The 21,893-nt window shown below is 30.4% G+C and carries 25 protein-coding genes; 21 read left to right on the top strand and 4 right to left on the bottom strand.

The genetic code is table 11. The annotated features are described in order from the left end of the window. Nucleotides 1–2: 2 nt before the first annotated feature. From B5E75_RS10625 to B5E75_RS10530, 20 genes are all read left to right on the top strand, one after another. Nucleotides 3–866: a hypothetical protein gene (locus B5E75_RS10625; RefSeq protein WP_087359056.1), complete on the top strand. Its 864-nt coding sequence runs from the start codon at nt 3–5 to the stop codon at nt 864–866. Continuing rightward, nucleotides 863–1,051 carry a hypothetical protein gene (locus tag B5E75_RS10620; protein ID WP_087304910.1) on the top strand — a complete coding sequence of 63 codons (189 nt, stop codon included), beginning with the start codon at nt 863–865 and terminating at the stop codon, nt 1,049–1,051. The genes B5E75_RS10625 and B5E75_RS10620 overlap by 4 nt, the downstream gene beginning before the upstream one ends. Then, the gene (locus B5E75_RS10615) at nt 1,038–2,807 is read left to right on the top strand and encodes a VirD4-like conjugal transfer protein, CD1115 family (RefSeq protein ID WP_087359054.1); all 1,770 of its coding nucleotides are present in this window, start codon (nt 1,038–1,040) and stop codon (nt 2,805–2,807) included. Before B5E75_RS10620 ends, B5E75_RS10615 begins: the two co-directional genes overlap by 14 nt. A gap of 14 nt (nt 2,808–2,821) precedes the next feature. Beyond that, nucleotides 2,822–3,130 (top strand): glutamyl-tRNA amidotransferase, encoded by a 309-nt coding sequence (locus B5E75_RS10610; RefSeq protein ID WP_087359053.1) that lies wholly within the window; start codon nt 2,822–2,824, stop codon nt 3,128–3,130. A 35-nt stretch (nt 3,131–3,165) separates the two neighbouring features. Next, entirely contained in the window at nt 3,166–3,996 is an 831-nt protein-coding gene (locus B5E75_RS10605; RefSeq protein ID WP_087359051.1) for a VirB6/TrbL-like conjugal transfer protein, CD1112 family, read from the top strand. 126 nt (nt 3,997–4,122) lie between these two features. Then, the gene (locus B5E75_RS10600) at nt 4,123–4,896 is read left to right on the top strand and encodes a DUF6674 family protein (protein WP_087359049.1); all 774 of its coding nucleotides are present in this window, start codon (nt 4,123–4,125) and stop codon (nt 4,894–4,896) included. A gap of 90 nt (nt 4,897–4,986) precedes the next feature. Further along, nucleotides 4,987–5,253 carry a hypothetical protein gene (locus B5E75_RS10595; RefSeq protein WP_087359047.1) on the top strand — a complete coding sequence of 89 codons (267 nt, stop codon included), beginning with the start codon at nt 4,987–4,989 and terminating at the stop codon, nt 5,251–5,253. Nucleotides 5,254–5,489: 236 nt separating this feature from the next. Further along, on the top strand, nt 5,490–5,852 hold the full coding sequence (locus B5E75_RS10590; protein ID WP_087359045.1) for a helix-turn-helix domain-containing protein: 363 nt from the start codon (nt 5,490–5,492) through the stop codon (nt 5,850–5,852). A 141-nt stretch (nt 5,853–5,993) separates the two neighbouring features. After that, nucleotides 5,994–6,866 carry a M23 family metallopeptidase gene (locus tag B5E75_RS10585; protein WP_087359044.1) on the top strand — a complete coding sequence of 291 codons (873 nt, stop codon included), beginning with the start codon at nt 5,994–5,996 and terminating at the stop codon, nt 6,864–6,866. 60 nt (nt 6,867–6,926) lie between these two features. Continuing rightward, nucleotides 6,927–7,142: a hypothetical protein gene (locus B5E75_RS10580; RefSeq protein ID WP_087359042.1), complete on the top strand. Its 216-nt coding sequence runs from the start codon at nt 6,927–6,929 to the stop codon at nt 7,140–7,142. Beyond that, complete coding sequence (locus B5E75_RS10575) at nt 7,133–7,528, top strand: PrgI family protein (RefSeq protein WP_087304903.1); 396 nt, start codon at nt 7,133–7,135, stop codon at nt 7,526–7,528. Before B5E75_RS10580 ends, B5E75_RS10575 begins: the two co-directional genes overlap by 10 nt. Continuing rightward, nucleotides 7,491–9,854, top strand: coding sequence for a VirB4-like conjugal transfer ATPase, CD1110 family (locus tag B5E75_RS10570; RefSeq protein ID WP_087359040.1), 2,364 nt, complete (start codon nt 7,491–7,493; stop codon nt 9,852–9,854). Before B5E75_RS10575 ends, B5E75_RS10570 begins: the two co-directional genes overlap by 38 nt. Nucleotides 9,855–9,891: 37 nt before the next feature. Further along, on the top strand, nt 9,892–11,514 hold the full coding sequence (locus B5E75_RS10565; RefSeq protein ID WP_087359038.1) for a lysozyme family protein: 1,623 nt from the start codon (nt 9,892–9,894) through the stop codon (nt 11,512–11,514). Between the two features lie 562 nt (nt 11,515–12,076). Next, nucleotides 12,077–12,421: a hypothetical protein gene (locus B5E75_RS10560; protein WP_087359036.1), complete on the top strand. Its 345-nt coding sequence runs from the start codon at nt 12,077–12,079 to the stop codon at nt 12,419–12,421. Then, nucleotides 12,415–12,867 carry a phage holin family protein gene (locus B5E75_RS10555; RefSeq protein WP_338037076.1) on the top strand — a complete coding sequence of 151 codons (453 nt, stop codon included), beginning with the start codon at nt 12,415–12,417 and terminating at the stop codon, nt 12,865–12,867. Before B5E75_RS10560 ends, B5E75_RS10555 begins: the two co-directional genes overlap by 7 nt. Continuing rightward, the gene (locus tag B5E75_RS10550) at nt 12,860–13,708 is read left to right on the top strand and encodes a GH25 family lysozyme (protein ID WP_087359034.1); all 849 of its coding nucleotides are present in this window, start codon (nt 12,860–12,862) and stop codon (nt 13,706–13,708) included. The genes B5E75_RS10555 and B5E75_RS10550 overlap by 8 nt, the downstream gene beginning before the upstream one ends. Nucleotides 13,709–13,816: 108 nt before the next feature. Beyond that, the gene (locus B5E75_RS10545; protein ID WP_087359032.1) at nt 13,817–16,084 is read left to right on the top strand and encodes a glycoside hydrolase domain-containing protein; all 2,268 of its coding nucleotides are present in this window, start codon (nt 13,817–13,819) and stop codon (nt 16,082–16,084) included. 422 nt (nt 16,085–16,506) lie between these two features. Next, the gene (locus tag B5E75_RS10540; protein WP_087359030.1) at nt 16,507–17,130 is read left to right on the top strand and encodes a hypothetical protein; all 624 of its coding nucleotides are present in this window, start codon (nt 16,507–16,509) and stop codon (nt 17,128–17,130) included. Beyond that, nucleotides 17,131–17,643: a hypothetical protein gene (locus B5E75_RS10535; RefSeq protein ID WP_087359028.1), complete on the top strand. Its 513-nt coding sequence runs from the start codon at nt 17,131–17,133 to the stop codon at nt 17,641–17,643. 229 nt (nt 17,644–17,872) lie between these two features. Further along, entirely contained in the window at nt 17,873–18,247 is a 375-nt protein-coding gene (locus tag B5E75_RS10530; RefSeq protein WP_087359026.1) for a hypothetical protein, read from the top strand. Nucleotides 18,248–18,494: 247 nt separating this feature from the next. Here B5E75_RS10530 and B5E75_RS10525 read toward each other — a convergent pair whose 3' ends face one another. Beyond that, complete coding sequence (locus B5E75_RS10525) at nt 18,495–18,713, bottom strand: helix-turn-helix domain-containing protein (protein WP_087359024.1); 219 nt, start codon at nt 18,711–18,713, stop codon at nt 18,495–18,497. A 135-nt stretch (nt 18,714–18,848) separates the two neighbouring features. Between B5E75_RS10525 and B5E75_RS10520 the strand changes: the two genes are divergently transcribed. Continuing rightward, nucleotides 18,849–19,580: a hypothetical protein gene (locus tag B5E75_RS10520; RefSeq protein WP_206413983.1), complete on the top strand. Its 732-nt coding sequence runs from the start codon at nt 18,849–18,851 to the stop codon at nt 19,578–19,580. Between the two features lie 331 nt (nt 19,581–19,911). On the opposite strand, the gene B5E75_RS10515 is transcribed toward B5E75_RS10520, so the two are convergent. The 3 genes from B5E75_RS10515 to B5E75_RS10505 form a co-directional block, all read right to left on the bottom strand. Then, nucleotides 19,912–20,337 carry a hypothetical protein gene (locus tag B5E75_RS10515; RefSeq protein ID WP_087359022.1) on the bottom strand — a complete coding sequence of 142 codons (426 nt, stop codon included), beginning with the start codon at nt 20,335–20,337 and terminating at the stop codon, nt 19,912–19,914. A 455-nt stretch (nt 20,338–20,792) separates the two neighbouring features. Further along, nucleotides 20,793–21,296, bottom strand: coding sequence for an accessory gene regulator B family protein (locus B5E75_RS15085; protein ID WP_162607681.1), 504 nt, complete (start codon nt 21,294–21,296; stop codon nt 20,793–20,795). Beyond that, nucleotides 21,265–21,576: a helix-turn-helix domain-containing protein gene (locus B5E75_RS10505; protein WP_087359018.1), complete on the bottom strand. Its 312-nt coding sequence runs from the start codon at nt 21,574–21,576 to the stop codon at nt 21,265–21,267. Before B5E75_RS10505 ends, B5E75_RS15085 begins: the two co-directional genes overlap by 32 nt. Between the last annotated feature and the right edge of the window lie 317 nt (nt 21,577–21,893).

Below are 21,893 nucleotides of genomic sequence, written 5' to 3'. Positions count from 1 at the left end.
TCATGAACGAACAGAAACAACATAAATGGTCTAAAGAAGAATTTGCTAAGATGATGAATGAAAAAAGACAATCATTATTCAACATAGCAAATGAACAGGTTGAAAAAGCTGTGGAAAGTGCAGATAACTTTTTAACTTATCTTAATCTGAAATCTCAGCTTGATTATACCGTCACTAACACATTACTTGTCATGGCACAAAATCCCAATGCAACACAGCTAAAGGACATCAGTCATTGGCGAGAAGATAACAAGTATATTCGAAAAGGACAAAAAGGTATCCAAATATTAGAACCCGGAGAATATACTCGAAAAGATGGAAGTGCTGGAATCTCTTACAATCCAAAGTTTGTATTTGATATTTCTCAGCTGCAAGGTAAAAATAATCATATTCATTCTCCAGAATATAGCACAAAGGAAATACTAAGTGCCTTGATCTATAAAAAAGATATACTGCCAGAGGTCATCGAACAGGATACAAAGAGTTTTGAACGAGTATATTTTGATCCAGAATCTCAAAAAATTCTTGTCAAAGATGGATTAGATCCCAAAGCAATGATTAATGGCATTATCAGAGAATACTGCATGATTGAATATATGGATATGGGTGGAACCAGAGAAGAAGTATCCTTTCAAGCTGAATGTTCAGCATATATGATTTCAAGAAGATATGGAATTGGTGATTATAACACTATGTTTGTTTCATCTTCAAATGAACATTTCTTTTCCATGAACCCTAAAGAAATCAAGCAGGAACTTGAAAACATCAGTCGTGTTACTGACAGCGTCTCTACAAATATCAAATATGGATTGTATGCTCAACAGGAACAGACAAAACAAAAAGAAGCAGGAGAGCATGAAAGATGAACAAGGAAGAACAGTATGCAATAAAAGTTACTGATATGGAACGAAGAATACTCATCAAGGCACTGACTCTTCTAAAAGAAAAGCAAATCAAGGAAGATAAGAATTACGATTTCATTGATGATCTTATCATTAAATCATGTGATGCAGTTCCAATAAAAAGGAAAAGAGCCTATGAAGAACGATAGAACAACCGACTATATTCTCATAGGATTTTTTATTATTCCTGTCATCTGGCTAGCAGTCCTTATTGCACCTTACATGGATAAAGGTCTGATTGGTGCATTGCCTTATTTAAGCAATGCCATCAATCACCCTTTCTCTTTTCATTGGTGCAAGGATACATTCAAAACCATATTCATCTTTTTGCTGATTTATGTCATCGGAATTGGTATTTATTATTCAACTCGCAGAAACTATCGCAGACAGGAGGAATATGGTTCTGCAAAATGGGCAAATCCCAAGACCATAAATAAAAAATATGCAGATAAGGATATGTCACAAAATAAAATACTTAGTCAAAACGTCTATATAGGTTTGAATGGAAAAAAACATAGAAGGAACCTCAATACCCTTGTCATCGGTGGATCAGGAGCTGGGAAAACACGTTTCTATGGTAAGCCCAATATCATGCAGTGCAACACATCCTATGTAATTCTTGATCCTAAAGGCGAGATACTTCGTGATACAGGAGCACTGCTTGAAAAGGAAGGATATATTATCAGAGTCATTGATCTCATCAATATGAATAGATCGCATGGATACAATCCATTTACCTATATCAAAGATGATAAAGATGTTCTTAAGCTGATAACAAATCTTATTAGAAATACAACTCCTAAGAATTCCCAATCGACTGACCCCTTTTGGGAAAAATCGGAAACTGCTCTTCTTGAAGCTTTATGTCTTTATCTGCTTAATGAAGCTCCTGAAGATGAACAAAACTTTTCCATGATTATGGAAATGATTGTTGCAGCTGATCCAAAGGAAGATGATGAAGATTATATGAGTCCTCTCGATTATTTATTCTATGATTTAGAAAAAGTTAAGCCAGAAAGTCTAGCTGTTAAACAATATAAGATCTATAAACAAGCTGCTGGAAAAACTGCAAAGTCAATTCTGATTTCTGTTGGTGTACGTCTGGCAGCTTTTAATCTTGAAAGCATTGCTTCGCTAACCTGTCATGATGAACTAGAGCTTGAAAAAATGGGTGAAAGAAAAACAGCATTGTTTGCAGTCATTCCCGACAATGATTCAACATTTAATTTTCTAATTGGAATGCTTTATACTCAACTTTTTCAAATGTTGTATTACAGTGCCGATATTCTCCATAATGGCGAACTTCAAATTCCTGTACATTTTGTTATGGACGAGTTTGCCAATGTAGCTTTGCCAGATGAATTTGATAAACTACTTGCTACCATGCGTTCACGACAGATTTTTGTATCTATCATTATACAGAACTTAGCACAGATAAAGGCTCTCTATAAAGATGCATGGGAATCAATCGTTGGAAACTGTGATGAACTCTATTATCTAGGTGGAAACGAACAGTCGACGCATAAATTCATGAGTGAATATTTAGGTAAAGAAACACTGGATACAAACACCTATGGTAAATCAAGTGGAAAAAGTGGAAGCTACTCTACCAACTATCAGCAAGCAGGTCGTGAACTTCTAACAGCAGATGAAGTCCGTCTGCTCAACAATGATTATGCCCTTCTATTCATAAGAGGTGAACTGCCTATTATGGATAAAAAATACGATATTCTCAAGCATCCTAATGTCAAATATACCAAAGACGGAAGTGGTATTACTTACTACCATAACGAGATTAGGCATACCATTGATGACTGGCAGAATATTGTTCTTACTGATAATGAATATGAACTCTTAAGCGAAGAAGACCTTGAAGAATATTTCAAGGAACAAGAAAAACAGTAAAGGAGATTTTATAAATGAAATTAAACAAAAAAACAAAGAAATTATTAATAATCTATGCAGTATTTGCACTTTTAGTGAACTTCAATGTACTTCATGTACATGCAGCAGGTGACCCAATTGCTGTAGTCAATAATCTAAGTGATTTTATCTTCAGTCTTATTCGTGCGATTGGGATGATTCTGCTTGGCTTTGGTGTTGTTCAGATTGGTTTATCCTTAAAAAGCCATGATCCCAGCCAAAGGGCTAATGGATTTTTGACTGTCGCAGGCGGAATCGTCATTACCTTTGCAAAAGAAATATTAAATCTGATTGTCGGTGGTTAAGCATTTTAATAATACAAAAAGTGAGGTGAAAACAAATGGGTGGAATCCTCGACAATCTCACTAATGCAATCAACACTTGGAATGAAAAGTTAGCTGAAATATGGCTGCTTCTCACCCAATCCCCACAAAATTTCAAAGGTGGTGGCATATGGCAATCCATAACAACAATCCATAATGCACTCATTGCCATTGGATTGGCTCTTCTTGTCTTATTTTTTGTATTAGGCTTGGTTAAAACCTGTACAAGCTTTCAGGACATCAAAAGACCAGAACAGGCTGCAAAATTATTCATTCGTTTTGCCATAGCTCGTGGTCTTGTGGTATATGGCATGGAATTCATGTTAGCAATCTTTGACATAATACAGGGAATTACAAGTACTATCATGACAACTGTAGGTGTTGGCACTGCGACTGAAACCGTACTGCCAGATGCAATCATTACAGCAATCGAGGATGTTGGTTTTTTAGAAAGCATACCTTTATGGGCAGTAACTCTGCTGGGAAGTATATTTATTACTATATTGTCTTTCATTATGATACTAACAGTATACAGTCGCTTCTTTAAATTGTATATGTATACAGCTATCTCCCCTATTCCTTTTTCTGCAGCTGCTGGAGAATCTACACAAAGTGTATGTTACTCATTTCTAAGGTCATATGCTGGTGTGTGTCTGGAAGGGGCAATCATCATACTGTCCTGCATCATATTTACAAAATTTGCAGGAAGTCCACCGGTCATTGATCCAGAGGCAAGTGCTGTAAGCATGGTATGGAGCTATGTAGGTGAAATCATATTTAATATGCTCGTGCTGGTAGGCACTGTCAAGATGTCTGACCGTGTTGTAAAAGATATGATGGGACTGTAATCTAGAAAATTGACAAGTTTACTATAGAATTTAACAACTCATTATATAAAATCAAAATAGTTATATTTTTTAACCAGTCTTTTTTACAAGGCTGGTTTTTCTATTGAAAGAAAGGAGCTAACAACAATGAAATCATTAAAAGATTACGAAAATATCAAAGAATTTATCGAACTGCTGGAATATCAGGGAATGAATAACGAAAAAAAGCAATTAGAATTCATTATCGATTATGTCGATACAACAGAAAAACAGCTAGATGCTGTGCTTAATGAACTTCACAATGTAAGAATGGAATTAGGAACAATTCAACAAAAGACATTAAAAGCAACTGCACTTCGTGCTGTAGATAACGTGACTGATAAAGTCAATCTTGCTAAAGATAATATCATCAAGACTAAAGAATTCATCAAAACCACTATTGAACATGGTATCAAAGAATTCAAATCAAAAGGAAAAGACGCTTTAGTTTCAACTATGAAAGCCTTAAATGTTAAAGGATTGCTACAAAAATGTCAGCAATGTTTTGACAAGATTCAGCAATCTGCTGATAAATCAATAGATACACTCACACGATTAGGAAATGAGATTCATCAAGTCAATAATCATTTCAAGAATATCCGTCGTATCATCGTTGGAAAAAATCCAGTGGAAGTCAAAAGAAGAAATCATGATAAAGGAGTTATCAGTCTAACACAAAGTGGGCTTTTCAAGGTCATGGAAAAAATGACTTATTTATCTGCAAAAACAAAAGAAAACATCAAGAAAATAGAAAAGCAAGAACAAGAGCTAACATCAAGAATCACGTCAAAAAAAACTTCTGTAAAAAAAGCTCTGAATGATATAAAGAAAACAAAAGTCGATAAAAAAGAAATCAATAAAACAGTTCAAAAAGAAAGATGATTTACTGAGATATTTAAACATTCTGCTATTCTTGATATTTTTTCATATGCTATACTATATATAAATCTTTTTATTACTGGAGGCTACATCATGTCAAGAAAAAATCATAAAATAGTCAATGGAAAACTACTTCAAACTGATAAAAGATTCTCTCAGTTAAAGACGAAACAGAGAGAAAAAATCTATAAATGGATGTATGAAGAAACATTACATTACTATATGAATAAGCATAAAATGCCTTATGGTAAGCAATGCAGCATTGTTGTTGACGCCATCTATGATAGAATTATTGAAGCTGAAATCTGGATACCCTATAAAGAAATTCAATATCAGTATATCAAGAAAAAAACAAACTAATCAATAGACTAACAAAAAAGATAAATCAGACAAATAGTTCTGATACAGATCATATTTCTGATTCTATATAAAAATCAATGCCAATAGATATTAGAAATTTTGCATGATTTCATGGAAATAAGCCATGTTATCAACAGTTGACAGATTTCCAATAATGGTTGGTTGAAGAAAATCTATATATCTGCAATACTAAATTTGCGATCGCAAATGAATTTAACTTAAAGGAGAATTAATATATGAATTTCAATGAAAAACTAATCAATTTGAGAAAATCTAAAGGCTTATCGCAAGAAGAATTAGGTGCAGAACTGCATGTATCCCGTCAAACAATTTCCAAATGGGAATCATGCCAATCATATCCAGACTTTCAACGCCTTGTGCTTCTTAGTGATTATTTTGGTTTAACACTAGATGAGTTAGTCAAAGATATTGATGTAGAAGAAGTAAGAAACAAGAATATCAATAACGAAAAACTATCATCAATATATGATGATATGAACAGTGCCAAAAAATTTATCAGTGCGTTCTTTGTTTTTGGAGCAATGGTATTGATTTTCTTTGCTATTATCGTTCTGTATGGTGTATTTTTTGTAAAGTAATTACGTATAGTATTTGCTTTTTACAAGAGGTTGATTTCGATCAACCTCTTTTCTATATCCAAAAATATGAATAAGATTGATTAAATCTGGCAAGTACAATATAATTATTTACAAGAAAATTCAAAGAAGGAAGGAATGCTGATGAAAACTTTTATAAAAGTTATTAAGAAACTGTATTGGCTTGGATTATTAGGTTTTGTAGGCTCATTTCTTGATATTCCTTCACTAGAATTATTTTATCTATTCTTTTTGCTTGCATTAGTCGATTTTGTTTTATCAATTATTATTGTTCTTAGAATGGAAGATACTAATGAAACAGTAAGCGACATTAAATTTCTGTTTCAAAATCTAGGCATGCTGATCGGCATACCAATTATTTATTTACGAAATAGATTTCACCTTCCTGATGCAAAAAGCTATGAACCAAAGATTTTATACAGCCTGCCATTTCAAGGCAGCTGGAATGTTGCAAACGGAGGAGTCGATAGAGAAACCTCGCATTCATGGAATATCTGCAATCAGAGATACGCCTATGATTTTTATATCGAAATAAACGGTAAAACTTTCTGTGATAGCGGAAAGTCTGTAACAGATTACTACTGCTATGGAAAACCCATTTTAGCCCCTGCTGATGGAATAGTTGTTGAAATCAAGAATCTTTTCAATGATACACCCATCTCCGATGAACCAGAAGCACTCTGCAGTGCCTCGGACATACGAGGAAATTATATCATTATTAAACATTCAGAACATGAATACAGTACAATAGCTCATATTAAAAAAGATAGCTTCTATGTCAAAGTAGGTGACCACGTTCAAAGAGGACAACAGATAGCCTGTTGTGGTAATAGTGGAAATACAAGTGAACCACATATACATTTTCAGATACAGCAAGGAAAGAGTTTTCTTTTATCAGCAAGCTTACCCATATGTTTCGCTGACATTATAAACCATACCACATGTAAAACGAGTCCATATATAGCAAGAGGTCATATAGTAGAAAATAAAAAATAGTGAGGTAGTTAGTTTTTATGATTAACTGCCTTTTTAATTTCACTGAATGGAGGAATATAGATGAATGATATTTTTTCAGATATGCAGTCTAGAATAAATGTTTCATATATCTCAGATATGCCCTATTATAAACATCGTGTTCTTTTAGAAATGAAAAAGATGAATCTTAGTATCTATTCAGATAAGCAACTTGAAGATTTTTCTTATTATGTATTCAAAATTCAATTTAAACAGTTAAAAAAATTATTAAAGAAAGGAATGATTGAATGGAAATAAAAGTAAACAAAGAAATAAGAAACTATACAGAAAGCATTGCCTTCGGACTCAACCTTAGACAATGCTTTTTTTCTGTACTAGCCTGTATCGTTGCAGTAGCAATCTACTTTCTATTTATAGATCATCTAGGAATGGAAATGACAAGCTGGTGCTGTATGCTGGGGGCTGCCCCATTTGCTGCTTTAGGATTTATTAACTATCAGGGCATGAACGCTGAACAGATTTTCATGACCAGCATTCGCTCACTGATTTTACAATACACAAATCTTATTGATCAGCCATATAATCTCTATTACGAGATCATGAAAGACTATATTGATAGAAAACAAAAGGAAGGTGTGAAAAAGAATGTTAAAAAGCTACGCAAAAATAAGAAAACAAAATAAAGAAAAAATTCATGTTCCAAGAACTGCACAACAGACAATTCCTATTGACACTGTCTATGAAGACGGTATCTTTCGCCTGGGAACACGTTATTCAAAGACATATCGTTTTGTTGATATCAACTATTCGATTGCATCAGAAGAAAGCAAAGAAAATATCATCAAGAACTATAAAGATATTCTAAACTCATTTGATTCTACGGTTACAGTTAAGATTACAATCAATAACCATAAAATTGATCTTGCCCAGTTCAAGGATGATGTATTATTAAAGCTCAAAAATGATGAAAGATATGACCGATTTATAAGAGAATATAACCAGATGCTTCTAGAAAACATGGCAAGATGTGAAAACATCATACAGGAAAAATACATTACAGTTACCTGCTATAAAAAAGATGTAACAGATGCCAGAATATTCTTTTCAAGACTGTTCAATGATCTTTCTTCTCATTTTTCACGTTTAGGTTCAGCATTGATTGAACTGAACCTAAATGAAAGATTAAAGATACTTCATGATTTTTACAGAAATGGTGAAGAAGAATATTTTGATTTTGACTTATCATACAACGCAAAAAATGGTCGCTCATTCAAGGATGACATCTGCCCAAGAGCACCTGTATTTAAAAATAAGTATTTCCAATTAGGTGATAAATATGGTCGAGTATTATACATTTCCAAATATCCACAATTCTTAAAGGACAAAATCGTTGCTGACTTATGTTCTATCAATAAGAATCTCATGTATTCAATGGACATCATCTCCATACCAACAGATGAAGCAGTGACAGAAACAGAAAACAGACTACTGGGCATTGCAACCAATATTGCTAATTATTCCCGTAAACAGGCTGCAAATAATAACTTTGCAGGAAGTATCCCCTACGATATGGAAAAGCAGCAGGAGGAAATCAAGGAATTTTTAGATGATTTAACCGTAAGAGATGAAAAAATGATGCTAGTTAATATCACTATCGTTCATTTAGCAGATTCATTAGAAGAATTGGATGCTGATACTGAAGTCTTGAAATCTATAGCCCGTTCCAATGTCTGTGAATTAACTCCCCTATTCTTTGCAAGCAGGCAATTGGATGGACTTGTCACAACGCTTCCTATTGGTATCAATCGTCTTGATACGATGGTTCGTACTCTTTTGACGGAAAGCGTTGCAGCTTTTATGCCTTTTAGAGCGCAGGAGATTATGGAAAAAGGCGGTATCTGGTACGGTAACAATGCAATCACTAACAATATGATCATCTGCAACAAGGAAAATTTAAAAAACCCTAACGCTTTTGTCCTCGGTGTTCCAGGTGCAGGAAAGTCTTTCCTAGTCAAACAGGAAATAGAACTAGCTATGGCTTCAACTGATGATGATATCCTTATCTGTGATCCAGAGGGGGAATATGATATCATCATGCAGGAATTTGGTGGTGAAATCATAGAAATCTATGCCGGTGGTAAGGACTATATCAATGCTATGGATATAACACTCGGTTATGGTGACTCTGGAGATCCTTATAAGGATAAGGCCCAATTTATCCTATCACTAATAGAAAGTGCTAATCGTGGTACTGTTTCATTAGAAGAACGAAGTATTCTGGATAGATGTATCAATATCGTTTATCAAGATTTTGAGAAAACTGGTGTTATGCCAACCTTAAAGACATTAAGAGAAACGCTGATTCAACAGCCAGAACCACAGGCTAAATCCTTAGCACTTAAAATGGAGCTATTCACGATAGGTTCCATGGATTTGTTTGCTCATCACACAAATGTGAATACAAAGAGTCGTGTTATTTCCTACAATATTCATAAACTCGATAAGAACATGAAGACGATGGGACTACTCGTTATCACGGATCAGATCATCAACAGAGTCAATGAAAACTGGAAGAATGGGAAAAGAACACATATCTTCTTAGATGAATTCCATGTGGTCTACAGTAACCCTGAAAGTGCAACCTTTTTCAACTCTGCATGGCGTCAGTTCCGTAAAAGAGATGCATTTCCAACAGGAATCACACAAAATGTAGAATATCTGTTGAAAGATGAAGAAGCACGTTCGATTCTATCCAATACTGAATTTATCGTCATGCTGAATCAGGCAGCCAAAGATAGAGAACAGCTTGCTAAATTATTAAAAATCAGTGATGAACAGATGAGTTTTATCACCAATTCTCAACCAGGTTCAGGACTTATCAAACATGGTCCAAATCTAGTTCCATTCATCAACAAAATACCAAAACATACGTTTATGTATCAAACTAATACAACCAATCCAAATGATAGAAAAGAAAAACTTATTCAACAGGGACTGCTTAAAAGGTAGTCCTTTCATCTTTTTATAGAAAGGAGTTGATAACATCATGAATGAAATCAAGAAAAAAACAGAAAACATGGAAATTAAAAGCAAAGACAAAATTGTGGATGTAAGAAAGCATATTAAAAATATTACTATACACTCAAAAGAAAATAGTAATACTGATGAAAAAGAGACACAGAACACATATGCTGTTGATCATGTATCTAAAAATGGTAAAAAAGCTATAAACAATGTTAAAGAACAATCAATAAAAAATGCAAAAAAACAATATGTCAAAAGAAAAAAGAATAAGATTATTGAAAGGCAGAATCAAAATGTTTATACCCCTACCCCATCATCTTCTTCTCAGCATAAATCAGATAAAGCAGTATCTGAAAACAATACTCTTAACAAAAGAAAAACTGTACAAAAAGATTTAAAAATAAAAAAATATTCAAAGTCTTTGCCAATTAAAAATAAAAATATTGCTATCAAAAAAGAAACAGCTAATCAAAAGACTTATCAACATAAGATAAAAAGTTTTGTTAAATTAAAAAATTATAAACAGATAAAAGATTCTTCAAAAAAAAGCAATCGTATCAAAAAAGGCACTCAATCAGCCATGAAAACCCTAAAAGGTTCTCTTACATTCATCAGAAGAACAGCACTCAGTGTTTCCAATTTAATAGGTGCTGGAATATCTCTCATATTATTACTTGTACTCCTTCTTTTTATTGGTGTTTTTGCAGCCCTATCTGATAATTCATCTGTTAGCTCTACAAATGCTCCACTAAGTGCAGAAGTATTGGCTTACACTGATACAATAGAAAAATATGCTAAGCAATATGAAATGGAAGATTATATTCCAATCATACAGGCAGTCATGATGCAGGAATCTGGTGGAAAAGGAACTGATCCCATGCAAAGTTCAGAATGTCCCTACAATACAAAGTATCCAAATAAGCCTAATGCCATACAGGAACCAGAGTACTCCATTGATGTAGGTATACACTATCTGTCAGACTGCTTTAAATCAGCTCAAGTCAAGGACAGCTTTGATAATGAACATATCTTTTTAGCTTTACAGGGCTACAACTACGGTAATGGTTATATAGACTGGGCAGTTAAAAACTTTGGAGGATATTCTAAAGCCAATGCTAAAGTATTCTCAGATCAGAAAAAAGCTGAACTAGGTACTGATGTCTATGGCGACCCAAATTATGTAGAACATGTCATGCGATATGTATCGCTAGGATTCGGGAATTACCGAGAACAACCTAATTTTGATAATATGGATGCATGGGGTAGCAACAATCCATATTCAAGAGCAAATCTTTATGGCCAATGCACTTGGTTTGCTTGGGGACGTTTCTATGAAATCTATGGATATTCTCCCGGATTTATTGGTGATGGTTGGAAATGTGTTGATCAATTGTTACAGGCACATCCAGATAAGTTTATAAAATCCAATGAACCAGCAGTCGGTGCCGTATTCTCATGTGTTGGAAGAAATCATGTTGGAATAGTTATTGGTTGGAATGGAAAGAATATAACAATTCAAGAAGGAAATCTAGATGGAGTGACCAATACATTTGCAGATGCAAAAAAAGATTGGCATACTGCAACCTACTCATTAGACCAATTTCGCACCAAATGCAAAGGAGTAGTATTTGCAGTGCCCAAATAATTAATATAAATAAAATAAAAAACAATCAAAAAATCAACTAAATAAAATTTTACAACCCTTAAAATTGACTAATAAATCTACTGTAGTATAAATTCCATCATTGTATTTATTCTTTTACATTTAATTACTATTAACTTCTAACCAGTTATAAAAAACAACCAGCTTAATTATCACTTAAAATAGTCATTAATCATGCTTGAATTTATAAAAGGGCATTCAAAACATGTCCTTTTATTATTTTTTTATAAACATTATATACTTAAAAACTTTAAAAAATCGCAAAAGATAATTTATGACAATAATGTTCATAATATTACATTATCACTTAAAAATCGACAAAACAAAATGTGATTCTATCGTCAAAATTTCAGTAAATTTTCATATTATAGATAAGTTTGTAGAATTCATATTTACTCTCTCTATAATGATTACCCATAGGAAATAAACTATCGTAATTTGTAAACAAACCACACTATAAAAGGCACAATTGTGCTTAAGAATACATATATTATCTTATTTGTAAAACGTTTTACAAATTACTAAAAGAAGGGTAAGTGATAGAATGTTTTATTCTCGTGAAGAAATTGAACTTACTCTAAATTTATACTCTATTGCAAAAGTACATTTGAATGATTTGGAAAGAAAACAATTAATCAATGGTGAAAGTAATGCTACAAACTTTGAAAAGAATTGCTATCATTATTATTCATATATTATTGATATTGTTCATTCTTGGATAAATACCTTATTGCCAGATGAAGCAGAAATTATTCAGAAAAGAATTATCGATAAAAAGACCTTTGATTTTATTGCAATTCAGCTTGGTTATGCAAATCATAGCTCTGTTATTAGAAAATATAAAAATATACTCAATAAATTAAGTTTACAGGAGATTCATAAATGTTAAAGATGTCAGAATATATGCAATGGTTATATTCTATTATTTTAACAATCGTTACATCCCTTTTTGGAGAACACTGGATTCTATTTTTACTGTATCTTTTACTGAATATTATCGATACATTAACTGGATGGGCAAAAGCAAGAATCAATAATCAAGAAAGCTCATCAGTAGCATTGATAGGAATTATTAGAAAAATGGGATATTGGATAATGATATTGATTGCTTTCTTAATTCCTGTGGGATTTCAGGAATTAGGAAAAATCATCAGTATAGATTTATCTGTAACGATTTTTCTTGGATGGTTTGTTCTTGCTTCTCTGATCATCAATGAATGTAGAAGTATCCTTGAAAATCTAGTAGATGCAGGATGTAAAGTTCCTCAAATACTTATCAAAGGTTTAGAAACTGCTTCTAAAAATATAGAAAGTATCGGTGAAGAAAATGAGTAATTATATTATTGATATTTCTTATCATAATGGAACAGTAGATTTAAGCAAGGCAAAGAAATATATTGCAGGAGTTGTTGCTAGATGCTCTTATGGATGGAGTTCATCGAATATCGATAAACAGTGGGACAATAATGCAAAACAGGCTAATGAATTGAATATTCCACTATTTGCTTATCATTTCTGCTATGCAAGAAATGAAGAAGAAGCAAAAAAAGAAGCAAATTTAGCACTAAAAGCGTGTCAAAAGTACCAGGTAAATGTTATTTACTATGATCTTGAGTTCTCAGATTATCAAGGCAATCTAAGCAATGATATGTATTATAAAATAGCTAAAGTATTTTGTGATGCCATTGAAAATGCGGGATATTCAGTTGGTATTTATGCCAACCAAAATTGGTTTAAAACCAAGCTCACAAATGATGGATTTTCAGCCTGGACTTTATGGTTAGCAAACTATGGGAACAATAATGGCTATAACACCTGGAACAATGAATTGCAGTATAATCCTTTCAATCATGTTTTATTGCATCAGTTTACTTCTAATGCTAAAAACGGTGTATTAAAAAATATTGAAGGAATTAGTTCAAGTAATCTTGATTGCAGTTATGATCACGGTCTGATAAATACATTTGTCAAAGATAACCAAATAAGTGAAAACAAATCATTTCACGTTGGCGATAAAGTAAAGGTAAAAGCAGATTCAAAATGGTACGATGGGCAATCAATTGCAAGTTTTGTATTCAATAATGAATATGAAATCATTCAAATCAATGGGGATAGAGTAGTAATTGGGGTAAACGGAAAAGTCACTGGAGCTATATCATCAAGCAATTTATATTAATGAGAATTAAAAAAAGCACAATTGTGTTCTCCGGTAGATGTATTATTTAAATGTAGAAAACATACCGGTATAAATTCTACAAAATAGAAAAACAGGAGGAAAAGAAAAATGGCAGATGCTAACATTTTAAAAGCACAAAAATATTTAAACAATATGTATGGACATAGAAGTGAATGGGTTAAATTGGAAGAAGATGGACTAACAGGAACACTTCTATGTCAAGGAATTATCAGAGCATTCCAGATTGAAAATGGCATTTCTCCAGTAACTGGAAATGTTGGTGATTTAACATTGTCTAAAATGAGATCATTAGATCCAATTTCTAAGATGAATGCTGATGATGAAGGAATTCCAAATGTATGTATTTTACAGTGTGCATTATTTGCAAAAGGATATAATGCAGGAGGAATTACTGGAGTTTATTATACAACAGGTGTAAATGCAGTAAGAGAATTTCAAGATGATGCAAACATTGAAGTAACTGGAATTATCGACTGGAAAGTATGGATGGGACTTGTTTCATTGAACTGGTTTAATAAAACTAGTGGTGGAAAAGATAAAATCGTTCAAATTCAGCAACAGTTAAATGCTGACTGGTCAGATATTATCGGTGTTGGACCTTGTGATGGCGTTGTTTCACGATTTACTGCCTATGCACTTATTGCTGCACTACAAGCTGCCGAAGGAATTTATACAGATTTTATTGGTAGTTTAGATGGAACTAATTTCGGAGATCAGACAACAGCTAATTTCCCTACTGTATTAAAACAAGGTCAAAATGGAGAGTATGTCAAGTACAATAAATTAGTTCAATACGGATTGTACCTAAACGGTTATGATCCTGGAAGATTTGATGGGAATTTTGATAGTACTACAAAATCTCAAGTAGCTGCGTTCCAAGAATTCTATGCATTAACAGGTATTGGATTAGTCACTTCAGGAGAAGTAAATTGCTCAACAATGAAATCACTTTTAACAAGTAAAGGTGATACAAACAGAACTGCAAAAGCGTGTGACTGTTCAACTGTATTAAATAGTCAACAGGCTCAAGATTTAAAATCAGCCGGTTATCAGGTTGTTGGAAGATATTTAACTGGGACAGTGGCTGGATCAAGAAGAAAATTCATTACTTTTGAAGAAATTGAAAATATTAAAAATGCAGGTTTAAGAGTATTCCCTATCTATCAAGACGGAGGTTACCAATTAAGTTATTTTCAAGATTTAAAACAAGGAACGGTTGATGCACATACTGCAATTTCTGCAGCAAAACGAATTGGAGTTCCAGAAGGTACTGTTATCTACTTTGCAGTAGACTTTGACTGTTACAGCTATCAAATGACATCATTTATTGTTCCTTACTTTAAAAAATTAAACCTAGTTTTTAAGAGTTCAACAAATAGCAAGAATTATAAGATTGGTATTTATGCTCCAAGATACATCTGTTCTTACATCAGTGATTTAGGATTAGCCAAATACTCATTTGTTGCAGATATGTCTAGTGGATATAGCTGTAATTTAGGTTATCCGATTCCAGAAAACTGGGCTTTTGATCAGTTTTATGAATTGAAAGGAAACGAACAATTCAATTCAACACCTTCGTTTGACTTAGATAAAGTAGGATATTCCGGACGAGATACAGGAATTTCTAATTTTGATGAAGTACCATATTTAACACCTGATCAATTAGCAGAATCCAATTCTGAAAATATGGTTGAAATTCAAAGAGATCAGTTTGTCTATAATGTACTTGAACCATTAGGATATTTAGATGTAGTTAGTAATGCAAGCCTTACTTATAACCAAGAATTTTTATTAGATACTATTTCACTAAATGGATTAACTGTCAGAGTAACAGCAGAAGTGTCAGATACACTAGCAACTAATTTTGATGGTAATCCAATTACAATTGATGTTGACAATACCGGAAAATTAACCGCATCTTGTGAAGCAGAAATTGAAGGATTAATTAGTGGTATAGAATTAGGTGATTTTGAAGGTATTGATATAATTAACTCTACAATTGATGATTTAAAAGAAGTAGCAGTATCAATTACATCAGGAAAAATAGGAGTAAAAGTTGATTTAACTTCAGCATTTCCAAAATTAACTTTTATTATTACATCAGAAGATATTTTGCCTGATTCAGATGAATTAGATGAAGAAATTACTGTGGAAATTAGTTTTGAACTTATTCCAACTTATGAACCAGAATATAATTTTGAAATTAATGTTGAAGAATTGCTTGCTTTTGGATTAACAGCTGCGACAATTATTGGACTAATGGCACTAGCTTTTACGCCTGGAGGACAAGCCTTAGTTGTACAATATTTAATAACAATCGGTGTCTTGAGTCAAGCAGCAGCAGGCGGAGTATAAACTTATAGCATCATATTTTTAAAAATTAATATCATGCAAAAACATTGATATAAATAAAAAAATATATCCTCATGAATATGGTCATCTTTAGCAAAGCTATTGATGACTATATTTTTCTAAAAAAAGGATCTTGAATTGTTTATCAAAAAATTATTTTGCATTTTAAATATAACTTTTATATATTAAAACAAAAAAAGTTTACAAAAAATTGCGATAGTTATATAAATTTATGATAAGATATTTTTAGTATTCTAAAACCAAACTTTAAGGATACTAACACATATTTAATGAAGAAAAAGTAATATATATGTTAATAACAATACAAATATTCGCAATGATGAAATTCAATCAACAAGAAAACACAATTACTGAATATTTTGTATAATACATTAAATAATTATGTATATGAAAGAAGGCATTTTATGAATTATGTAACTAAAAAATCGAATTTAAAAATACCTATACTGTTTCTTATCATTTTTATATTAGTTGGATGTCAACAAAAAACAGTAGAAACTTCAAATAAAAAGAATACATCTGTTTTAGATAATCAAATTCTACATGTTGATATAAGCAATGATGAAAATGCTATATCAGGGATTTATTTAATGAATGAAGAAAATGAATTTTCTTCAACATTTATTAGTAAATATGATATTGGTATTCACTCATCATCTTATAAAATTATTATCAAATCTGAATATCAAGAAAGTATTGATTATCTAGAAATGGATATGCCAACTGCATCAACTATTACGAGCTTATATATAACTATGGATAATTATAATTTCATAGTCGGTTTATTTAATGGAACTGAATTAATCTCTAAACAAACATTAGATATAAATCAATATAATCAAGAAAGCGAAAACTTTGTATGTAAATCTAGTACTAATAATAAGATAACCCCTATTGGCTTAAGTCAAAAATTAGACAACGATCTTGTTATTTATGATACTACATTAGTTATGGTGCATGGTGATGAACAGTGGAACGAAGATAACGAAGAACATATCAAATTATCAGTCATTTTGGAGGAACAATAAATGAAGAAAACACTTTTAATCCTAACAACTTTGTGCATTGGCTATTTTTGTATTGCTGCATCTTCGAAAAATATAAGTATTTATACTGTAGAAACTGAAGCAGAAACCATAATGGATCAATTATATGAAAATAAAAATGTGGAAACTTATAAGTTTATCATTGATAATGCCATAGAAGATGGCTGTATCAATATAACATATTATATTGACAATGAAGTTGTTAAAAATTATCTCAATGTACTTACATTCCAAGAGAAAACAAGTTATTTTTTTGTTGGAACAACTTCAAAATGCTTAATACTTCGACCAGATGAAAATCACAAAAGCTTTCATAATGGAAAAATAGATGTAAGTACCATTGATGAAGGATTTGTAAGTGCCTTACAAAATGTTAAATATATACGAGAAGAAAAAACAATGATTAGAACAGACGATTTAATTATACAGTTTGAAAATGGTTATAATAATCATAACTATAGAATTGACATTAAATATAGTATGGGTATTGCATAATAAAAAATAATTGAATTGATCAAAATCTCTAATATTTTCATTGTTAAAATCATAATTTAGATAATATATATTATTTTTGGGATAAATAAGTTAATGTTTAAAAAGGCATAAAAATATGTTGAATAAAAAATATTAGAATTAGTAAAGAAACAGCAGATAGATATCAGAATAGAAGGAAAAAGCCTAATTCTTTACTGTCAGAAAAAATCCACTAAATTTAAAAAGAAAAATGACAGATGACAATATTATAAAAGCACAAAAATATTTAAATAATATGTATAACCATAGAAGTGAATGGGTTAAATTGGCTGAATATGGATTAACAATATATATTCAAGTGCAACCCTTTACGGACAATGCACATGACTTGCATAGGAACGTTTCTTTAAAATCTACGAATATTCTCTCAGATTTATGGGTGGTTGTTAATTGGTTGTTACAAGTATATCTAGACAAGTTAATAAAATCTAATGGATTAGCAGTTGGTGCTCTATTCTCTTATATTGAAAGAATTTTTGATGGAGTGACTAACACATTTGTAGATGCAAAAAAAGATTGGCATAAAACAACCTGCTCATTAGATAAATTTAATACTAACCATTAAAATTAATTCAACTTCAAGATAAATAATAATATTTACAACTTCGTAGTTATATAATATTTTTATATGATTAAAATATTAAGTTCAACATGATATAATACATGTTGAAACCCATTTGAAAATAAATTAAAAATGTATGATTATCTAAAATAATTCAAACATCTGTTTACATATAAGTTTACATATAATTAGATAATCATACATTTTTTTAAATACCACTAAATTCAAAAAACTTTAAGTATCTTATAATTTATGAATCACTTTTATATATAATCAATTCATCTATACCACATTCAAAATACCAACATAATTTTGCTATTAAGTTTGCATCAATCCTTTGGAATTGATTATTACAATATCTATTAAAATTTGGTCTAGGCAGATCCAAATCTTTACATATTTTATTTTTACTAATGTTCTTTTCTTTTAAAAGCTGATTAATCCTTAATTCAATATGACCATATTCCATATCATCACCTCTATGTATTTATTATATGAAAATATTTACAATATAATAATTTACAATTTATTACCTTACTATATAGATATTTACTATTTAGTAAGGTAATATATAATTATAAAATGTTAAAAGGAGAATAATTATATGTATATATTTAAATTTTTAAAATCTTTAAAATTGTTAAGAAAAGAATACTTACCCGATTTTGATTGCTTTCCAAAAGGAAAAGTAATTTATTATGGACAATATAAAATTGAGGATTTATTAGAAGAACATGTATCATTAGATTTATTACCAAATCACGAATCAAATATACATTATCTTGCTTATGCTTTTTTGAATGATATTTATACTATCAAATATCTGCCTATTGACCAATTTGTCAACTATATCAATATGCTAAATGAAGAAGATTGTAAATTTAAAAGATCAAGTTTGATGCTTCGTGATGCAGCTGTCTTTGAAGCAATTTGGCTTTTTGATAAACTAGCGTACCTAAAAACAAATCCATTTTTTGAAGCAGATATAAAATATGGATTTTCAGCAATCAATTTATATAGAGATAACGGACACGACCATGAATCATTGCTCAGTCTATTTGATAATAATCCTATAAAACGTGATATATTTTTTGAGCAATTTGTTTATTTTGTTAAAAAATATATAAAGCACAGACTAACTAAAGGAACACAGGTTTCAAGTATCTCTCGTTTCAAAGAACATTTATTAAATACAATTATTTCCTATGAAAATGAATCACCTAAACATTATAAGTCAAGCCTCATAACGCATAACAAAAATAAAGAATTTGATGATTTTATTCAACAATTAAACATATTAGACAGATTACAAGAATCAGATAATCAAAATATATAAGATTTTCTATCTTGAACATTGTAATATAAAATATTTACTTTATAAAAAATGTAGGCATAAAACGTCTACATTTTTTTTAAAGGTTTCAATTTTCAGCACAGAAACCCTAATACAGAGAAATTATCTATATTAGAGTTACTTTTTTTATTTGTGGTGTTCTTATAATGTTTAATTTTGTATACATTGATTATATCTAAAAAATAAATTTTTCACGTCATTTAATCAAAATGCTATTTATCAATTAATAACCATAATAATAGAGTGATTAATCCAAGAAAATACAGAAAGGAATTTGAAATCTTTGTATTTTCAATTAATAAACCAGCAGTAATTATCCTTTTTGATAATGCTCTTTATTTATAAATTTTATAAAATCTATAAAATCTAGATTCGTCTCAGGATATAAACTGAAAATGTTGTATGGATCCTCGATTAATAAATTTGAACTTTTAAGTATTTCTATAAATGAAAGTATATCTTTATCTTTTGTTGAATTATACGTAACTGGAATATCATAACTTGTATCGTTATTTGTTAATACCTCCATAGTAATTTGTGCACTATCAAATCGAACTCCTGTAGTAAGCCCATAGCATATCTTAATTTTTTTTATATCCGAATATTTAATTAATAATTGCTGGGGTTTTTTTAAAATTTTTTCGTACAAACTTAGCAATTGGTAATATATAATTTCCTTTTTACGATTATCAATTGAACATCCATGTTTTTTTGTACCCATTAATATATATTCAATCATAACCACACCTCCTTGTTTAAAAAATAGAAAATTACCAATGTACACATTACATTATATCTATACTTCTATTATATATATTTTTTTGTTAAATACCTAATTATATATATGAAATGCAAAAATAGTGCACAGAATACATATATCTTTTCTGTTAGAAAAGCAAACTTTTAATGCTTTATAGTATTAAATATACTCAATAGATGAATTTAAATACGCTCATTTGTACTTTTTTCCAAAAAATATCACACTGCTTTTGTTCTGTAGCCTCATTAGGAATAAAGAATACTATTTTATGAACCAATATTAAATGTGATATGAATTTTCCGTTTAATTTTTCTTAATTAAATTACAATAACAAATAACAATTTGAAATGAAAAAAATCACCATCACACTAGCGTGATGGTGATGCTAGAGAAATAATACTTTTTTGGTTTTTAAAACATTATATGCAAATAAGTTATTTTTTAAAAAAATAAAGCATTTCCGCAATAAATAATGCCAAAATAACAGGAGTATACATATCTGGTATGTTACATAAAATTAATATAGTACAAAATAAAATAACAATTATACATTTTCTGTATACATACCTATTTTGCATAATAAAGAAAATTAGACAATAAACAATTAATGTGACTGCAGTTATAAAATAATAATGAAAAAATTCAAACTTATTAATAAAATGGACTCCCAAAACTATTATTATCATTATTATTGTACAACTATAAATCGTTTTCGCATGAAATCCACCAAAAAGAACCCTAAATATACTAAACGCTATCAAAAACAGGGTACCAAAATACAATTCATTAAAAAAAAGTGATATGCCTAAAACTAAAAAAGCAGTAAATCCATTGTACAATAATACTTCAAGACCATATACTAAGATTTCACTATTATATTCATTTAAAGTGTCACTATCTTGTAATTTATTTATTAAATAATCTAGTATCTTTTTCAAAATTTAAATCTTCTTCTTTTATAATTGCAATAATCTTGTAATAGTTAGTCTCAGAAATGTTAGTTATATCTAGAAAATGTTTATTTGAATTACAATAAAGATAATCAATGCTTACCTTAAAAACCCTTGCTAATGTTTCAAGATTTTCTATACTTGGCTTTCGAGTCCCTAATTCATAAGCGGAAATAGTACTTCTATCAATTCCTGTAATTTCTTCCAAAGTATTTTGTGTATACTGATAGTCCTGACACAATTTTTTAAGTCTTTCTCCAAAATTCATTTATATCACCAATGATAAATTACATCAAATAATGACACTATAGGTAACAATGGCACAATAAGTAACATTTTTTGTCTTATATAAACATAAATATGCATTCAGCGAAAAAAAATATATTTAATGTTTAAACAATAGTACTATATAAGTGAAAAAATAAGATTGTTCAAATCAATAGATCACTGAAACAATTGACTAATCATTTAGTATTAATTGAAGCTTTAATTATATATTTTAATATTAATTCAAATATAAAAATAAGGAGGAAAAAATATGGACATCAAAAAAATTATATGTGTATTACTTGATAAATTAGCAAG

The sequence above is a fragment of the Massiliimicrobium timonense genome, assembly GCF_002160865.1.
Lineage (GTDB): Bacteria > Bacillota_I > Bacilli_A > Erysipelotrichales > Coprobacillaceae > Allocoprobacillus.
The sequence above is the reverse complement of the archived record's forward strand: the minus strand, read 5'-3'. Positions and strand labels throughout refer to the sequence as shown.

Excerpts from the sequence above, each read along its gene's own strand:
- B5E75_RS10620 (WP_087304910.1), top strand. The coding sequence starts at position 863 with ATGAACAAGGAAGAACAGTATGCAATAAAAGTTACTGATATGGAACGA.
- B5E75_RS10535 (WP_087359028.1), top strand. The coding sequence starts at position 17,131 with ATGAAGAAAACACTTTTAATCCTAACAACTTTGTGCATTGGCTATTTT.
- B5E75_RS10580 (WP_087359042.1), top strand. The coding sequence starts at position 6,927 with ATGAATGATATTTTTTCAGATATGCAGTCTAGAATAAATGTTTCATAT.
- B5E75_RS10560 (WP_087359036.1), top strand. The coding sequence starts at position 12,077 with ATGTTTTATTCTCGTGAAGAAATTGAACTTACTCTAAATTTATACTCT.
- B5E75_RS10550 (WP_087359034.1), top strand. The coding sequence starts at position 12,860 with ATGAGTAATTATATTATTGATATTTCTTATCATAATGGAACAGTAGAT.
- B5E75_RS10615 (WP_087359054.1), top strand. The coding sequence starts at position 1,038 with ATGAAGAACGATAGAACAACCGACTATATTCTCATAGGATTTTTTATT.
- B5E75_RS10625 (WP_087359056.1), top strand. The coding sequence starts at position 3 with ATGAACGAACAGAAACAACATAAATGGTCTAAAGAAGAATTTGCTAAG.
- B5E75_RS10590 (WP_087359045.1), top strand. The coding sequence starts at position 5,490 with ATGAATTTCAATGAAAAACTAATCAATTTGAGAAAATCTAAAGGCTTA.
- B5E75_RS10605 (WP_087359051.1), top strand. The coding sequence starts at position 3,166 with ATGGGTGGAATCCTCGACAATCTCACTAATGCAATCAACACTTGGAAT.
- B5E75_RS10525 (WP_087359024.1), bottom strand. The coding sequence starts at position 18,713 with ATGGAATATGGTCATATTGAATTAAGGATTAATCAGCTTTTAAAAGAA.
- B5E75_RS10515 (WP_087359022.1), bottom strand. The coding sequence starts at position 20,337 with ATGATTGAATATATATTAATGGGTACAAAAAAACATGGATGTTCAATT.
- B5E75_RS10520 (WP_206413983.1), top strand. The coding sequence starts at position 18,849 with ATGTATATATTTAAATTTTTAAAATCTTTAAAATTGTTAAGAAAAGAA.
- B5E75_RS10540 (WP_087359030.1), top strand. The coding sequence starts at position 16,507 with ATGAATTATGTAACTAAAAAATCGAATTTAAAAATACCTATACTGTTT.
- B5E75_RS10575 (WP_087304903.1), top strand. The coding sequence starts at position 7,133 with ATGGAAATAAAAGTAAACAAAGAAATAAGAAACTATACAGAAAGCATT.
- B5E75_RS10600 (WP_087359049.1), top strand. The coding sequence starts at position 4,123 with ATGAAATCATTAAAAGATTACGAAAATATCAAAGAATTTATCGAACTG.
- B5E75_RS10555 (WP_338037076.1), top strand. The coding sequence starts at position 12,415 with ATGTTAAAGATGTCAGAATATATGCAATGGTTATATTCTATTATTTTA.
- B5E75_RS10545 (WP_087359032.1), top strand. The coding sequence starts at position 13,817 with ATGGCAGATGCTAACATTTTAAAAGCACAAAAATATTTAAACAATATG.
- B5E75_RS10570 (WP_087359040.1), top strand. The coding sequence starts at position 7,491 with ATGTTAAAAAGCTACGCAAAAATAAGAAAACAAAATAAAGAAAAAATT.
- B5E75_RS10565 (WP_087359038.1), top strand. The coding sequence starts at position 9,892 with ATGAATGAAATCAAGAAAAAAACAGAAAACATGGAAATTAAAAGCAAA.
- B5E75_RS10595 (WP_087359047.1), top strand. The coding sequence starts at position 4,987 with ATGTCAAGAAAAAATCATAAAATAGTCAATGGAAAACTACTTCAAACT.
- B5E75_RS10610 (WP_087359053.1), top strand. The coding sequence starts at position 2,822 with ATGAAATTAAACAAAAAAACAAAGAAATTATTAATAATCTATGCAGTA.
- B5E75_RS10505 (WP_087359018.1), bottom strand. The coding sequence starts at position 21,576 with ATGAATTTTGGAGAAAGACTTAAAAAATTGTGTCAGGACTATCAGTAT.
- B5E75_RS10530 (WP_087359026.1), top strand. The coding sequence starts at position 17,873 with ATGACAGATGACAATATTATAAAAGCACAAAAATATTTAAATAATATG.
- B5E75_RS10585 (WP_087359044.1), top strand. The coding sequence starts at position 5,994 with ATGAAAACTTTTATAAAAGTTATTAAGAAACTGTATTGGCTTGGATTA.